This is a genomic window from Methylocystis iwaonis (genome assembly GCF_027925385.1).
Lineage (GTDB): Bacteria > Pseudomonadota > Alphaproteobacteria > Rhizobiales > Beijerinckiaceae > Methylocystis > Methylocystis iwaonis.
Genome location: NZ_AP027143.1, coordinates 39,886 through 54,931, shown reverse-complemented (window position 1 = coordinate 54,931; position 15,046 = coordinate 39,886). Strand labels below are relative to the sequence as shown.

11 protein-coding genes and 1 pseudogene are annotated in these 15,046 nt (G+C 60.5%); 3 read left to right on the top strand and 9 right to left on the bottom strand.

Going from position 1 to position 15,046, the window contains the following annotated elements; all coding sequences use genetic code 11:
- Positions 1-47: 47 nt before the first annotated feature.
- Positions 48-3,014 carry a CheR family methyltransferase gene (locus tag QMG84_RS18020; RefSeq protein WP_281932486.1) on the bottom strand — a complete coding sequence of 989 codons (2,967 nt, stop codon included), beginning with the start codon at positions 3,012-3,014 and terminating at the stop codon, positions 48-50.
- On the opposite strand from QMG84_RS18020, the gene QMG84_RS18015 reads away from it, so the two are divergent.
- Both QMG84_RS18015 and QMG84_RS18010 read left to right on the top strand, forming a co-directional pair.
- The gene (locus QMG84_RS18015) at positions 2,991-3,179 is read left to right on the top strand and encodes a hypothetical protein (protein WP_281932338.1); all 189 of its coding nucleotides are present in this window, start codon (positions 2,991-2,993) and stop codon (positions 3,177-3,179) included. The two genes, QMG84_RS18020 and QMG84_RS18015, sit on opposite strands and share 24 nt — an antisense overlap.
- The gene (locus tag QMG84_RS18010) at positions 3,089-4,249 is read left to right on the top strand and encodes a chemotaxis protein CheB (RefSeq protein ID WP_350356523.1); all 1,161 of its coding nucleotides are present in this window, start codon (positions 3,089-3,091) and stop codon (positions 4,247-4,249) included. Before QMG84_RS18015 ends, QMG84_RS18010 begins: the two co-directional genes overlap by 91 nt.
- An 11-nt stretch (positions 4,250-4,260) precedes the next feature.
- Here QMG84_RS18010 and QMG84_RS18005 read toward each other — a convergent pair whose 3' ends face one another.
- The gene (locus QMG84_RS18005) at positions 4,261-6,369 is read right to left on the bottom strand and encodes a PAS domain-containing hybrid sensor histidine kinase/response regulator (RefSeq protein WP_281932334.1); all 2,109 of its coding nucleotides are present in this window, start codon (positions 6,367-6,369) and stop codon (positions 4,261-4,263) included.
- On the opposite strand from QMG84_RS18005, the gene QMG84_RS18000 reads away from it, so the two are divergent.
- Complete coding sequence (locus QMG84_RS18000; RefSeq protein WP_281932332.1) at positions 6,352-6,546, top strand: hypothetical protein; 195 nt, start codon at positions 6,352-6,354, stop codon at positions 6,544-6,546. The genes QMG84_RS18005 and QMG84_RS18000 overlap by 18 nt on opposite strands.
- Positions 6,547-7,056: 510 nt before the next feature.
- Here the strand turns inward: QMG84_RS18000 and QMG84_RS17995 are convergent.
- The 7 genes and pseudogenes from QMG84_RS17995 to mbnB all read right to left on the bottom strand — a co-directional run bounded on the left by QMG84_RS17995 (position 7,057) and on the right by mbnB (position 15,011).
- A protein-coding gene (locus QMG84_RS17995; RefSeq protein ID WP_281927849.1) for an IS3 family transposase occupies positions 7,057-8,189 on the bottom strand; the annotation gives its coding sequence in 2 pieces (ribosomal slippage) (positions 7,057-7,934 and positions 7,934-8,189; 1,134 coding nt in all).
- Positions 8,190-8,704: 515 nt separating this feature from the next.
- Positions 8,705-9,298: pseudogene (cysC, locus tag QMG84_RS17990) on the bottom strand (adenylyl-sulfate kinase); the annotation flags it as partial.
- 240 nt (positions 9,299-9,538) lie between these two features.
- Positions 9,539-10,558, bottom strand: coding sequence for a sulfotransferase family protein (locus tag QMG84_RS17985; protein ID WP_281932330.1), 1,020 nt, complete (start codon positions 10,556-10,558; stop codon positions 9,539-9,541).
- 122 nt (positions 10,559-10,680) lie between these two features.
- Positions 10,681-12,330: a methanobactin biosynthesis FAD monooxygenase MbnF gene (gene mbnF, locus QMG84_RS17980; RefSeq protein WP_281932328.1), complete on the bottom strand. Its 1,650-nt coding sequence runs from the start codon at positions 12,328-12,330 to the stop codon at positions 10,681-10,683.
- Positions 12,327-13,559, bottom strand: a complete 1,233-nt coding sequence (gene mbnM, locus QMG84_RS17975) for a methanobactin export MATE transporter MbnM (RefSeq protein WP_350356527.1) — start codon at positions 13,557-13,559, stop codon at positions 12,327-12,329. Before mbnM ends, mbnF begins: the two co-directional genes overlap by 4 nt.
- A 65-nt stretch (positions 13,560-13,624) precedes the next feature.
- Positions 13,625-14,203 carry a methanobactin biosynthesis protein MbnC gene (mbnC, locus tag QMG84_RS17970; protein ID WP_281932326.1) on the bottom strand — a complete coding sequence of 193 codons (579 nt, stop codon included), beginning with the start codon at positions 14,201-14,203 and terminating at the stop codon, positions 13,625-13,627.
- Positions 14,172-15,011 carry a methanobactin biosynthesis protein MbnB gene (gene mbnB / locus QMG84_RS17965; protein WP_281932324.1) on the bottom strand — a complete coding sequence of 280 codons (840 nt, stop codon included), beginning with the start codon at positions 15,009-15,011 and terminating at the stop codon, positions 14,172-14,174. Before mbnB ends, mbnC begins: the two co-directional genes overlap by 32 nt.
- Positions 15,012-15,046: the final 35 nt, after the last annotated feature.

Sequence of the window (15,046 nt, the reverse complement as noted above, 5' to 3'; positions counted from 1 at the left end):
CGCGCTTTCCGCTCGCATGGAAATCATGCGAGCGGCGAGAAAGCGCGCTAGGAAGTAAGGGGCAGGGCGATGGAACATTGGAACTCGCCAGCGTCACAGCTACTGCGAGCGCTACTGCCCTTCACGGCTTGCTCGATAACAGAAAAGGCGGCGCTTGCCGCGGCATAGTCGGGCGCGGCGGCGCCGCCGCGCTCCGTCCATTTCAGCTCCAGGAGTTGAGCGCCGTTCTCCGTCGTCCGTGTTTGCCACCTAACTTCCACCTGCGCGTTGTGCCCCTCGGTGCGGTGCTCTACGGCCGTTTGCGAGAGCGCCTGCAAAACCAGGGCGAGCGCCATAGCGACTCTGGGCGCGACTAAGACCGAAGGGCCTGCGAGCTGGGTCGCTTTCATGAATTCAGCTCCGTGGGCGGCGAGCAGCCTGCGGGCGATGGCGTCGACAGCCGCGCCCCGCCAGTCGCTTTCCACCAGCAATCGATTGGTCTCCAAGAGCGCGTCGAGGCCCGACAGAAGCGCTTTCAAGGCGTCCGGCGTCGCCCGGCCGTCGCCAAGCGTATGGCTCGCCAGCATTCGCACGACCTCGAGCGTACACTCGGCTCGATCGGCAATTTCCTTGAGCAACCCTTGCTGGCGCGCCTCCCAGGCGGCCTCGGCTTCCCGGTGTTCGGTGACGTCGACGAATGTCGCGACGACGCCCTCGATTTTGTCTTCGATGGTCCGATAAGGCCGCAGACGCAGCAAAAACCACCGGCCCGCGACGGTGCGCACCGTTCGTTCGATTGGAATAAGGTCCGCCAGCACGCGCTGCGCGTCCGCTACCAAATCCTGATATTCCAGACGATGGGTGAAATCGGTGACAGGGCGCCCTTCGTCTCCTTGGACGATGTTGAAGAGTTCGGCGATGCGCGGCGTGAAGCGTTCGATACGCAGGCTCGAGTCGAGGAACATCGTGCTCACGTCCGTCGCGGCCATCAGATTCTGCAAATCATTATGCGCGCGCGACACCATCTCGAGCTTGAGTTTCAACTCATTGTTGAGGGTCTGAAGCTCCTCGTTGATCGATTGCAGCTCTTCCTTGCTCGTTTCCAGCTCTTCGGCGGTGGAGCGATATTCCTCGTTGATGGATTGCAGCTCTTCATTGGCGGCGCGCAGCTCTTCCGTCGCCGCCTCATATTGCTCGCGCGTGGTGCGCAACACCGTTCGGGTCGCGTGCAGCTCCTCGCGAAGCTGAGCAACGACTCGCGACTGCTCGCCTCCTTCGGCGCCTGCGGGTGAAACCGGCTCGGCGGCGCCGCCCTCGATGAACATCACCAGCGCGGCGCGCGGCGCGTCATCGCGCTTGACCGGACGCACATGCAGCACGACGGCCTTGGGCGCGCCGTTGAAGCGCACGGGAATCGGCAGGCTGACCGTCGGCTCGTCGCTTTCGAAAGCGCGGTGCAAAGCGGCGCGCAGCTCCAACCGAAGCTCGGGCCGCACGATTTCCGCCGCGTCATTGGTCATGGGTCCGCTTGGGAGCAGCAGGAATTTGCCGCAGGTTTCGGAGAGATTGACGATCAGATGCCCCTCGTCGACGAGCAGGCTCGGGGGCGCCAGATCTTCGAGCGCCTGGCGATGCAGCGAGGAATCGACGCCGCTTTGCGTGCGCGGCGGTCGTGGAACGCCGGGCAGCTCGGGAACGCGCACCGACGTGAAGAGGCGCGGCAAAGCCGGCAGCCTGTCTCGGGGCCTGTCGATGGCGCGATAGATATGGGAGTCGCGATCGACGGGTGCGAACAAACCCGGCGGATTGTCGGCGCTCTCCGACGTGCCCAGAAATAGATAGCCTTTCCCCAGCAGCGAGTAATGGAGAATCGAGATGACCTGCTGCTGCAGATCGCGATCCAGATAGATGAGCAGATTACGGCAGGAGATCAGGTTGATATGCGAGAAAGGCGGGTCTTTCAGAATGCTGTGCGAGGCGAAGACGACGAGATCGCGCACCTCGCGCCTGATGCGGTATTGATCCCCTTCCCGCGCAAAGAAGCGACGAAGCCTTTCTTCCGATACGTCTACGGCAATCGCGGCGGGGTAGCGTCCTTCCCGCGCGATCGCGAGCGCGGCCTCGTCGATATCGGTGGCGAATATCTGAATATCAGGGCGCAGCTCGCGCCGCGCGGCTTCCTCCAGCAGAAGCATAGCGATGGAATAGGCTTCCTCGCCGGTCGCGCAGGCTGGAACCCAGACGCGTACCGCGTTCTCCCGCGGCTGATGATCGAACAATCTCGGGATCACATGCCTGGCGAGCGCGACATAGGCCTCCGGGTCGCGGAAAAAGCTCGTGACCGAAATCAGCAGGTCGTTGAAAAGCGCATGCACCTCCTCGGCGTGGTCTCGCAGATAGGCGAGATATTGATCCATCCGCTCGGTGTGCGTGACCTGCATGCGCCGTGCGATGCGCCGCATCAGAGTGGCGCGCTTGTAGCCCGAAAAATCCTGGCCGGTCCTGGACCGAAGATGCGCCAAAATGCGACGCAGGAAGTCCTCATCGCCTTCATCATTATGCGCATAGACCGAAAGATGCCCCCTCGCCCTGATCAAGCCGGCGAGGGTTCGCGCCAGATCGGCGACGGGAAGCACGAAATCTGCGCCGCCTTCGAGCGCGTTTCGCGGCATAGAAGGGAATTCGGCCTCGTTTGGGTCTTGCACGAGAACGATTCCGCCTTTCTCCTGTATGGCGCGCGCGCCGATGGCGCCGTCCGCGCCGCCGCCGCTGAGAACAACGGCGTAGCCATCCCCGTGGTGCTCTGCCAAAGAGCGAAAGAAAAGATCGATCGGCGCTCTTTGTCCCCGAGGCTCGTCGAAAGGCCCGGTCGCGACGCTCTCCCCCGAGACCAGCAGCCGACGGTTCGGCGGAATCACATAGACCGTATTGGGCTCGAGCGGCGCGGGGTCATTGACCTGCAGGACACGCATCCGCGTGTGGTTTTGAAGGATGGCGGGCAATTCGCTGGTATGCGCGGGATCGAGATGGACGATGACGACAAAGGCGGCGCCGACATCATCCCCGAGCGCGCCGAAGAATTTCTAAAGGGCAATAATTCCCCCCGCGGATGCGCCAATCCCGACGACAGGCAACCGAGGCGCGTCAGCGGACAGCGTGTCGATATCCTCAACCATTTCTATTCTTCCCTCGCGCGCTAGCTTATCCAGCGATCCGCTTGCGCGCGCAAGCGAGTCCTTGCGTTTCTCGAATAGCGAGCGTGCGCCCCATGGAGCGGTCCGACATTATCGCCATCGGCGCCTCGGCTGGCGGGATAGAAGCGCTGAGAACGCTCGTAGCGACCCTTCCATCCGGTCTGCCTGCGTCGCTGCTTATCGCCCAGCATCTCTCCCCCACAAGCCCCGGCATGCTTCCAGAGATTCTCGATCGTGCGGGACCTCTGGCCGCCGTCTCGGCGCAAGACGAGGAAACGCTCGAACCCGCAAAAATTTATGTAGCGCCGCCGGACCGTCATTTGCTGGTCGGCGAAGACGGTAGGCTCCGGTTGAGCCGGGGGCCCAAGGAGAACCTCGCCCGCCCGGCGATCGATCCGCTCTTCCGATCCGCAGCGCTCGTGTTCGGACCGCGCTTGATCGGCGTGGTGCTCACGGGCTATCTCGACGACGGCACGGCGGGATTGCAGGCCATCAAGCTGTGCGGCGGCGCGGCAATCGTGCAGGATCCAAAAGAGGCCCTGGCGCCGGGGATGCCGTCGAGCGCGCTTAAAAATGTCCACGTCGATTATTGCCTCCCGCTGGTCGAGATCGGTCCGCAACTTGTTCGGATGATCGCCGAGCCCGCGCGGCCTCAGGTGGACAAGCCGCGGGATCTCGCGGCGGAGCTTGCAATCTTCGCCGGCGGAGCGGGTTCGATCGAGACGCTGAAACAGATCGGAGAGCCGACTGCTTTGACATGCCCGGAATGCCACGGCGCGCTGACGTTGTTGCAAGGCGAAAGGCCCGCGCGTTTCCGGTGCCATACCGGTCACGCCTTCACGGAGCAGGCGCTGTTGGCGGGGCTGGCCGAAAACACCGAGACTGCCTTTTGGAGCGCGATGCGTTGCCTGCAGGAAGAAGCGATTTTGAAGCGACACATGGCGGCGCATTCCATCATCGGCGGCGCCGACGCCGAAGCGTTGCTGAAAGACGCCGACGAAGCAATGGCGGCGGCGGATCGTGTCCGGATCATTCAGGAAAACTACGCGAAGCGCCGACCTCGGCGCGACGGATGACGGCCCAGCGGTCACGCTTGTGCGTCCCTTTGAAGCGCCTGCTCGATAGCCTCCAGCGAGGCAGGCTTGATCAAATGGGCGTCGAAGCCGGCCTCTTTGGTCCTGGCGCGCGCCTCGTCCTGACCCCAGCCCGTTAGCGCCACGAGCCTGAGCTCGCGTCCGATCTGGCTGGAGCGAATCCGCCGCGCGGTTTCGCAACCGTCCATCCCCGGCATGCCAAGGTCGATAAACACAACCTCCGGCGCGAAATCGCGAACAGCATCCACGCCAGAAGGGCCATCGTAGACGACTCGAACTTCCGCGCCCAAGGTCGAGAGCAATATGCCGAGACTATTGCCTACATCCAGATCGTCGTCGATGACGAGCGCCCGGATCGGCCGATCCGAGACCTTGCCTCGAGCTTTCGCCGGCGAAGCGGTCTGCGGAACAGAAGGCTGAAGCGGTAGGCGTACGATAAATTCGCTGCCTTTGTTCTGCCCCTCGCTTTTCGCCTCGATTGATCCGCCGTGCAATTGCACGAGCTTGCACGTGAGCGCCAAGCCGATGCCGAGCCCGCCGACTCGGCGGCTCGAGTCGCCTTGCATAAAAAGGTCGAACACATGCGGCAGCGACTCAGGTGGGATTCCGACGCCATTGTCGCGCACGACGACCACAATTTCATCGCCCCGCCGCTCTGCCCGGATCTCGATCGCGCCCCCCGGCGGCGTGTATTTTGCGGCGTTGTTCACGAGATTGGCAAAAATCTGCACGAGCCGCACCGGATCGCCGAGCAAGGTGATTTTCTCGGCAGGCAAATGAAGGCCGACGTTGTGACGGTTCTGCTCGACTAAGGGCTGCGCGGTTTCGACGGCATTTTGCAGGATCGACGCAAGCTCGCAACGCTCCCGCCGAAGCTCGATCTTATCGCGCTCGATTCTGGAAATCTCGATCAGATCGTCGACGAGCCGCACCAGATGCCGCACTTGGCGCTCCATCATATCGAGCATGGTGCGTCGCTTTTCGGCGGGCGCGTCTTCGGTCCGCCGCAGAACTTCAACCGCATTGTGGATCGGCGCGAGCGGGTTGCGCAGTTCGTGCGCAAGGACCGCAAGAAATTCGTCCTTGCGTCGTTCCGCCTCTCGCCGGGCTTCATCGGCGCGTTTCTCTTCCGTAACGTCATGCGCGGTAACGACGGCGCCGACGATCTCGCCGCCGCGTCCGCGGATGGGACCAAAATTATACTTCCCGAACCATTGGGCGCCCGTCTCTTTGCGCTGCAAGCGATAAACGAGGCCGATGCCTGTCTCGCCATTCGTCGCCCGCCGGTCGGGCTGATCGCTCCAGGGCACGAAATGCCCTGACTCGTCATAATATTCGAGAAATGAGGGGTCTGATTTTTTGTAATCCTCGGCGTCGTCGAATCTATGGAATCTGACGAAGCCCCCGTTGAACTGCGTCAGCCGCCCGTCCGCGCCGTAAATTGCGATAGACTCCGTCATACTTGCGAGGGCCGCCTCGAGCTGGGCCTGATTTGTCTCGAGGGCGTCCTCGATCGCCCGCCGCCCTGTGATATCCTGGACGGCGAGCAAAACGCCGCCAATTTTTTGGTCGGAGGCGCGCCACGGCGATGCGTCCCAAGCCAGCCACTGGCGACGCCCATCAGGGGAGAGAAGGAGATCCTCTCGCCGCGAGACGCTTTCGCCCTGCAGCGCCTGTCGGTGCAGTTTGCGCCAGTGCTCCGGAACCCTGGGAAGGACGTCGTATAATGATCGACCGAGCACATCGGCCCGCATCCCAAAGGCGTCGAGCCATTTGTGACTATAGGCGATGTGGCGCATCTCCGTGTCGAACATGGCGATTGCGACCGGCGCCTGCCGAATAAAAGCGTTCAAGTGGCACCTGCTTTCGCAAAATCTCGAAACCAAAAGATTATTCTCTTTCGTTATACGGGCGAGATCGACCGCGACGCGAACCGCGGCCGCGACGCCTTCGTCCGAGAGAGTGCTTTTTTGCAGATGGACCGCCCCGTCGGTCTCCGCATCGAAGATTCCGGTCGAATGCGCATCGATTGCGATAATGGAGCCAGACAGCCCGCCGCCCTCTCGCAAGGCCGCGAGAAATTCATGGCGCTCGCTTTCCAAGCCTTCATCCAGGACGAGGCAGTCGGGCTCGAGCTGCCTCAATCTGGCGAGGCCGTCCTGCCCATAAGGCGCCTCGACCACATTAAGCCCGTCTCGTTCGAGCGCACGACAAACGAATTCCCGCTCTGCTCCGCCACTGCCGACGATCAGGACAAGGAAATGGCGTTTGCGATCTAATCGCGACGCGCATTCGGACATGCCCGAGGATGGTCTCCGCTCGTTTACTGGCTAATGGCCTCGCATCGCGCCGGCCATCCATGGCGCGCCCCCTAATTCAAACAAACGTCGATATTGTCTGTTCGGACTTATTCCAACATTTCTGGCTATTTAGCGGGCGGATGGTAATGGAAAGCTTGCCTGCGCTTCAAGCGGGAGCGTAAGTGAGAGCGCCGAGGGCCCGGCAGTTCTTCGGTGCGCGGCCAGCAGGCCGAGGGGACGGCGGCGCGCCTTCGCGGCAATCTAGAGCGCATTTTGGCAAAAGTTGATGGACTTTTGCGATTAGAATGCGCTCCCACTTTTTGACGCTGCGCTGCGCGCTTTAGAGCTGGCCTCGCTTGTCTGGACAGCTCCCCGCGGATTTTGAGTGGATCTCTGCCGGGGTTTGCCGAACGCGGGGCGTTTCGATTTTGTCGCGGCGGCGGGAGGGCCTAGGCCCGACCAGAGCTGCGACAAAATCGACGGCGATGGTCATGCGGCCATCGCCGTTTCCTTGATGCCGAAGTAGGCCTCGTCGGGCGTGCGCCCGTCAAGCGCCGTATGCGGGCGCCCCTCGTTGTAGAAGGCCAGATAGCGGCCGATCGAGGCGCGCGCCTCGGACATGCTGTCATAGGCCTTGAGATAGACCTCCTCGTATTTCACGCTGCGCCACAGCCGCTCGACGAAGACATTGTCCCGCCACGCGCCCTTGCCGTCCATGCTGATCGATATTTTCGCATCGAGCAGCACGCCGGTGAAGTCGAGACTGGTGAACTGGCTGCCTTGGTCCGTGTTGAAAATCTCTGGCTTGCCGTATTTCGCCAGGGCCTCCTTCAAGGCTTCGACGCAGAACTCCGCCTCCATAGTGATCGACACGCGATGCGACAGGACGCGCCGCGTGAAGACGTCGACGACCGCTGCGAGATAGACGAAGCCGCGCCGCATCGGGATGTAGCTGATGTCCGTCGCCCAGACCTGGTTCGGCCGTTCGATCTTCACCCCGCGCAGCAGATACGGGTACACCTTGTGTCCCGGCGCAGGCTTGCTCGTGTTCGGCCGCCGATAGAGCGCCTCGATCCCCATCCGCTTCATCAATGTCGCGACATGCCGGCGGCCCACGGCGACGCCCTCGCGCCGCAGAAGATCGCGCAGCATCCGCGCGCCCGCGAAGGGGTGTTCGAGATGCAGCGCGTCGAGACGGCGCATCAGCTCGAGGTCCTCGGCCGAAACCGGCCGCGGCCTGTAGTAGACGGAGCTGCGGGCGACGCCCAGCGCCTTCGCCTGCCGGGCGATCGAAAGATCGTGATCGCGGTCGATCATCTTTTTGCGCTCAGCAATCCCGCTTTTGTGAGCGCGCCGGACAAAAAATCGTTCTCCAACGTGAGTTCGCCGATCTTCGCGTGAAGACCCTTCAGGTCGACGGCGGCCTCTTTCGGCTCCGTCTTATCCTGCCCGAAAACGCCGGCCGCGCCTTCCAGCAACTGGCTTCGCCACGTCGTGATCTGGTTCGGGTGGACGTCAAACTGCTGCGCCAGCTCGGCCAGCGTCTTCTCGCCCTTGATCGCGGCCAAAGCCACTTTCGCCTTGAAGGCCGGAGAATGCGTCCGGCGGCTTCGCTTCGTCATCGAATGCTCCTGATTCGCAGCGAGAATCCTCGCCGCTGTCAGGCAGAAAATCCACTCAAGCTACTGTCCGAATTCGTGAGGCCGGCTCTCTTTCTCATCGCTCGCATGATTCCATGCGAGCGGAAAGCGCGCCAAGGGCGTGCTATCGGCAATGGAGGATCGCCGTCCTGGCCTCGGTAAGGCGAATTCGCCGGCGTTACGCGCGAAAACGGCGCACAGGCCGAACGCCCATGCTCTCGGAAACCTGCGTCAGAGCTTCATCGCCGCTTGCCGCTTCCGGCGCCTCGTAGCCATTCGCGGTCAGGGACGGTCTCGAGGCCCGTCTGCGCTCGTCGTCCACAATGAGGACCCGAAGCTTGTTCACGCGGCGATTCCCGGCCGTTCGAGCTGGCGTCGCCCGCCGGGCCCTCTTGGGACATAGACCTTCCCACCTTCAGGCGGCGAAGAAGCTCGTCCGGCGCGGTGTCGACCAGAATGACGTCATGGGCGTCCGGTCGGGGACAGAGACGTCTCGTCTAGCGAATATGCAGGTCCACGTAATCTTCGACGCGGCGTGCGAGCTCGAAGGGATCACAACCAACGGTCCGAATGTGGAGCTCAGGGCTCTCGGGCTCCTCGTAAGGCGACGAAACCCCGGTAAAATTCTGGATCTCACCGGACATTGCACGCTTATATAAGCCCTTGGAGTCGCGCCTCACGCATTCTTCGAGCGGCGTATCCACAAAAATTTCCACAAATTCGCCCTGAGCCATGATTTCGCGGGCCAGACGTCGCTCGAAACGGAATGGGGAAATTAGGGAAACGAGCACGATGAGACCAGCGTCTACCATCAGTTTGGCGACTTCGGCGACGCGTCGGATATTCTCCACGCGATCGGCATCGGTAAAGCCAAGGTCATTGCTGAGCCCGTGACGGAGGTTATCGCCGTCGAGCAGGTAAGTATGTTTCCCTTTCTCGTACAAATGTTTTTCGACAAGACTGGCGAGCGTGGTCTTGCCGGCTCCGGAAAGTCCGGTAAACCACAAGACAACAGGCTTCTGGCTTTTCTGAGTGGCCCGCCTGGCCTTGTCGACCATCGTCGGCTGCCACTGAATATTCTGTGTGCGCTGATGCGCGGGGCTGCTCATTGGCTGCATTGCAGTTGCGTGAGGATTTCCTCTATCGTCGATCACACAGACACTCCCCAGGCCGGACACCGCCTAACGTCGCCGGAATGAACAATACGCGCGCCCTGAGATTAGGCTGGGTTCTCCCAGAACATCTGCCACCATTCCCGTTTGAATAACTCGCATTGGCGCTTGTCATTCCCGATCGCTCGCTGCGCGAGCGTCGGGAATGCGCCGCACCAATCACTCGGACCCCGTATAAGCTGTTCCCCAACCGAAATCTTTTCCGACGAATTCATACGTCGCTTCATTATAGGGGCGGAAGAATTCCGTCAGTTCCGAGCGCAGCGCGTCGGGAAGCACTCCTGATGGACCCGAGTTTTGCTCGTCGATAATAAGCGGCTCGATCTGCGGAAGGCCAAGGAATCCGTAGATCCGTTTCGTAACACCGCCCGGATCGCGGAAGAGTTCGGCGGCGTCAACGACGAAAATGCGTTCGCGCCCGAACTGCTCCGCCAGCAAACGAAGAAACGGCGCATAGATGCCGTGCCTCAAATAGCCAGCGCGCGCCCCTGAAAAGGCATGGACCTCCATGCCCCCGGCACGGATTGTCTCTTGTTCTGTCCGAATGAGCGTTTCGAACGTGGGAAATCCCTTCCAATGCGGGTCAAGCTTTTTTCGCTCTACAAATCGCTTTTGGTCCCAGCGCCAATGAGAAAACGCGCGTTCGACCGGATCCCGCAGCACGCAGACGATTCGCAAATTCGGAAACATCGACTTGGCAAGGAATATCCAAAGCGGATTAGGCATCACCGGCGTGCAATAGCCTGTGATCGCGCCGCCATACCGCCGTTCGGCGGCATGTTGCTCGGCCAGAGTGGGAAAATGCGCCATGAGGTCTCTCATGGTTTCTGTAAAGGATATTTCCTTGGAAAGCGGGAGCACCACATGGGGATGCTGGAATATATACGACGATAGAAATGACGTGCCCGAACGCACTGCGCCGATTGAAGCGAAGCTGGGCTCCATGCGTTCGGCCGACCCCAGCCGCCGCGCCCACACCCGCCATTTTGGGGGATTGAAGAAATAATAGCTTCTGAACTGGCGACGCGCCTCTAAAGGCAACTTCCGCCAATTCTCCCCAGCTAAAGACAGCTCTCTGAAATCCCGATAGGGAAGCTGCAGCGTCTCGACCCGTTTCTGGTCGACCGCTATCCGCTGCGAAGCGAATGGGCTTTCAGAGACGCCGACACTCCGCGACATGTCCATCCTCCACATATTGGGGTACCCGATGCTAGAAACAAAAGCCGGTCGAGGACGCTCGGCGTGCGCCTGCTTCTTAGCTCATGAGTTCGACACCCTGGTTGTTCCTCGTGGGTGCTAACTCATAGCCCCGTTTCGAACAGCGATTCAGCCTCGGCTTGGTGTGATTGCGTCATAGACCTCATGCCGCGCACACGCGCAAAAGCGCTTTCCAGAACCGAATGCGCTCGCCGCTGGCCCTCGCGCGACCGCCACGCAATATAGCCATCCGGGCGCACCAGAACCGCGCCGCTTGAAGACAATCCCAAGCGTGAGAGAAACTGATCGGCAGGATCGGCTATGTCGCTGGACAGCCGGTAGCACGAAAGCGGCGGTTCCGACTTGGAGATTTCCTCCGCAGCCTCGGCCCAGCATTTGCCTTCAGGACCCGCAAACAAAACGAAATGACGGCCGATCAGATCGTGAGAGGAGAGTCGCTCTCCGCCACGGACCAACCAGACGTGCGGAAGACGGGTTCCGGGCGCGCCGCTCGCCTCCAGCGGGTTTTCTACCGCCTTTCCACTATCGTCCGACTCCGAGATGATGGCGCTGGAGCGATAGCGATACCCGATCGAGGTCGAGAGCATGTCATATTCGTCGGCTGGAATGCGCAACTCCTGCCGGTCCGGCAAAAGACGTTCGACGTAATTGGCGATCTGCCGCGCAATGGCGATACGCGCGACCGGCCGACGCTCGGGCTCGTAGGTCTCGACCAGAGTCGGAGCAGCGTGCCCTTTGATCACCAAGGCGAGCTTCCACGCAAGGTCGGCGGCGTCCTGTATCGCCGTTTGCCCGCCTAATCCTCCCACCGGCGGCATGACATGTGCGCAATCCCCGGCAAGCAATACACGGCCGAACGACATACGGTCCGCCATCAAGGCGGACATCTTCCACGGCCAAATGTCGCGTATCTCGAATTCAAGATCGCTCAGGCCGACCGCGTCCCTCACAAATTGGGCGCAACGGTCCAAGTCAAAATCCGAAGCCTTGTCGAAGGCGGGGTCATATTCGACGTTGAGTTGGAACAGATTTGGGTCGTCGCAGGTAACGATAGAGCCACTGAAGGACGGATGCCGGAGATAATAAAGCACAAGCCCGCGGCTCGGCAAAACCGACGCCAGATCGGCTTCGAAAAGAATTGAGACTGTATGCGCTAGCACGCCAGGTCCGTCCATCTTCACGCCGGCGACTTCTCGGATCGCCCCTTCAGCACCGTCAGCGGCGATGAGATAATCAGCAAACACGATCCTTTCGGCGCCAGTCCTTTCGTCGCGAAGGACTGCTTCGACGCCTTCGCTCATCGCGCGAAACTCGACAAGAGTGGTCGAAAAATTGACATCGGCGCCGTGTTCCTCGGCATAGCGCAACAGCACAGGCTCGACGCGATCCTGACCGGCAGTGCATACCTTCGCGGGCGACACGAGAGTCAAGTCGAGCGCGTTCTTGGTGACCAGCGTTGCGATTGCAGGCCCGACGACCCGCTCGGCGATGATGAGCGTGGAGTCGTTTGCAGGAGCGCTGCTCGCAGAATGCAACGCTTCTTCCAGACCTTCGACGACCCTCAGCACTTCCATGCTTCGCCTGTTCAATCCATGCGCTTTTGGAAGCCTCGATGTCGACTCGCGCCGTTCGACCAGCATGCATTGAACTCCCCGCCAGGCCAGCAGGGTCGCGGCGGATAGGCCAGCGTATCCCGCACCTACGATCAACACAGGCACTCTCTGTCGGATCATCGAATAGGCCCTTCGGATGGAAGCGGTGAGAGGGAAGCGCTGTTGCGCGATCGACAGAGCGCAACCGGAATCAAGCAGACGCAAGCGACTTCCGGAATGATGAGCGAAAGATAAGCCAACCACGGAGCATCAGCGGAAAGGCCGAGAAACAGAAACAGCGGCGTGAGGAGCCATTGCGCAAACGCATCGATCATGGCTAGCTCGGGAAACCGGCCACGCGCGAGCATCGCTCCCCTCGACACGCAGCCAAAATATCGAATGGGAAGTGACAGAGACAAGACGGCGATAAACGTCGACCACCAGGATCCGTGCTGATGGTATAGGGAGTCGCCAATCCAGTCGCGGCCAATGAACAGAGAAATTGCGATGATCGAAACGATCGGCGCGCCGGATTGCGCCAATTTGATCAGCGCGGGTGACTGTTTCTGAGGCGCGACGGCTGTTAAACGCAGGGCAAGGAAACGCGTCAAGACGGGCATCGGGCTGAGAACAAACAACATGAAGGCTTGCCCCGCCGCGAAGGCGTCGAGACGATCGACGCCGTAGCCGCTAAATCGCGTGGAGGAGAACAGAGCCAGGGCGAGGAGCATTGCCGCTTGAGGCGACAAGATACGATGGGATTCCCAAAACGTCGTCCAGAGAAACCATCGCGCAAAGGCGCGCTCTGGCCAATCGAACGACCACGCGCCGAGCTCCCGCAAACGAAGCCAAAGCCACAAGGACGAAGCGGCTGCGATGACGAAGCCGGCGATCATGCACCCTGCTAGATCGAATCCGAGCGCGTCCATGAGGAGGAAATTGAGAATAAACTTCGACGGGGCCTCGGCAAGTTTCGAACGGAACGCCACCGAGCCCTGCCCGAAGGCATGCAGCACAAAACCTTGTGCATTCGCGAGCATTCGCAAGGGCGTGCCGGCGACGAGCCAAAAGATGGGCTGGCCGATCAAAGGCGCCGCTTCCTCCGTCCCTATCAACTGCGCCAACAGGGGCGGATAAGCAAAGAAGCCGAGAGCGCTCGTGACGACGCCAACCGCTGTGACAAGAACGCATAACTGCCCGACGACGCTACCGAGATGGTCACGGTCTGTCGCATGAGCGGCGGCAATCCCGGCGACGGAGGCCAAGGCGATCGTCAAAGCCACATCCAGCAAGGTCATACGCATGAGAACGGCGAAGGCGCCCGCAACGCGCCCTCCCGATCTGGCGATCATAGCAAGGTCGATCTGCATGGTCACAGATGCAGCGCAGGCGCTCGCCGCGAGCATCGAATATCCACGCCAGAACACCGTGTCGATCATCTCGACAAGCCTTGCCATCCGGGAAATCCGCCGAGCTCGAAATCGGGCTGCGTAAAATACCCGAACGTATTGGCTGGCGGCGGCAGCGCTTCCTCGGGCTCGATGAGCTCGATTTGCCGCCCACCCCGGATGCTGTGGCATTTCCAGCCCACCACGAGATCGCTTGTGTCGGCGCAGCCGATCACAATTCCACAGTCCTTGCTGCGATCGAGGATCGCCCAGCGCGCTGCAGAGGCGCCCATGATCGTTTGAAGCAGCCCGTCTCGATCCAACCGATCCCTGAATTCCGACTCTTGCAGCCACACATATACCCAGAGATAAAACGACCAGTCGAAGGCCAGACGCCGGCGCGCGGCCCACGCCATAAAGGGTCGAAAGATCGCCATCCCATCCGGGCCCGAGAGAGTCAGTAAATCCGGACATATATCGAACAGCGTGTGCCAGTAGACGCGAAGGCTCGTGTCGATGCGCACGAATGACTTATGATCTCGCGGGAAGTTTTCGCTCTCTTCGATCGACATGAGCGCGGGGTAGAGATCGCGATCAGCTCTCGTGGGCGGATAAGACAAGTTCATTCCTATGACCTTCCATCGGTTCGGCGAATATTTTTCTTATCTCTTTGAGATCCTCGACGATGGCGTCGAACTCGATCTCGTCGTCGCGCTCGTAAGTGATCGTCGCGCCCGATTTATCGAAGACCGACCTGTAATCCCGCAGGAAGCTCAAAGTGTCCGCCGCCAGCGCCTCGGCGTGAGTATCCAATGCGATATATGGCTCGATCAGAGATTGCCTGTATCCGGCGACGTGAAAATGCTCGGCTGAACCGATGACGCGTCGCCATGACTCTAGGGGAGTCCCGCAATTACGATGGGAACAGATCGCGTTGGAGGCGTCGAAGAGCACGCCTGCGCCGGTGTCGTCGATGAGGCGTTCGAAAAAGCGAGGCGCTTCGAGGCCGCCATCCATGATGGAGGGATAATTTTCGAAATGAATTTTCTGGCCTACCAGTTCCTGCCAGCGCAGCGCCCGATCGCGCACGAAATCATACTCTGCAAAATAGTCAATTTCTCCTAAATGAAAAAATTGCCTGCCGTCATGCGAAAACCGCAAAATATGATCCGAGACGTAGATCGGATCAGCGGCGTCTATGTAATCGCGTAATCTCTTCGCGAATTCGACGAGCGTCGCCTCGTCGCTTTCCAGAAAACGCGAATACATCACGTGGAAGCCGACAGGGCAATCAAAAGCGCCGGCAATTTCCGCAGGGTCGACGCAGAAAAAATTGTCGATCAGGAACTCGCAGTAGTCGATATGACCTTCAGCGAGCAATCGCTTCACCATATCATATGTGTCGCCGAGCGTGAAATTGAGGCCGATGCGCATGTAGCTCTATCCTTTCTGCGTCTTTTGTAGGCGCT

Bases quoted from the DNA above. Each gene is read 5' to 3' on its own strand.
- mbnM (WP_350356527.1), bottom strand. From the start codon at position 13,559: ATGCAGATCGACCTTGCTATGATCGCCAGATCGGGAGGGCGCGTTGCG.
- QMG84_RS18015 (WP_281932338.1), top strand. From the start codon at position 2,991: ATGCGCGGGATCGAGATGGACGATGACGACAAAGGCGGCGCCGACATC.
- mbnF (WP_281932328.1), bottom strand. From the start codon at position 12,330: ATGATCCGACAGAGAGTGCCTGTGTTGATCGTAGGTGCGGGATACGCT.
- QMG84_RS18000 (WP_281932332.1), top strand. From the start codon at position 6,352: ATGGCGCTCGCTTTCCAAGCCTTCATCCAGGACGAGGCAGTCGGGCTC.
- mbnC (WP_281932326.1), bottom strand. From the start codon at position 14,203: ATGAACTTGTCTTATCCGCCCACGAGAGCTGATCGCGATCTCTACCCC.
- QMG84_RS17985 (WP_281932330.1), bottom strand. From the start codon at position 10,558: ATGTCGCGGAGTGTCGGCGTCTCTGAAAGCCCATTCGCTTCGCAGCGG.
- QMG84_RS18010 (WP_350356523.1), top strand. From the start codon at position 3,089: ATGCGCCAATCCCGACGACAGGCAACCGAGGCGCGTCAGCGGACAGCG.
- mbnB (WP_281932324.1), bottom strand. From the start codon at position 15,011: ATGCGCATCGGCCTCAATTTCACGCTCGGCGACACATATGATATGGTG.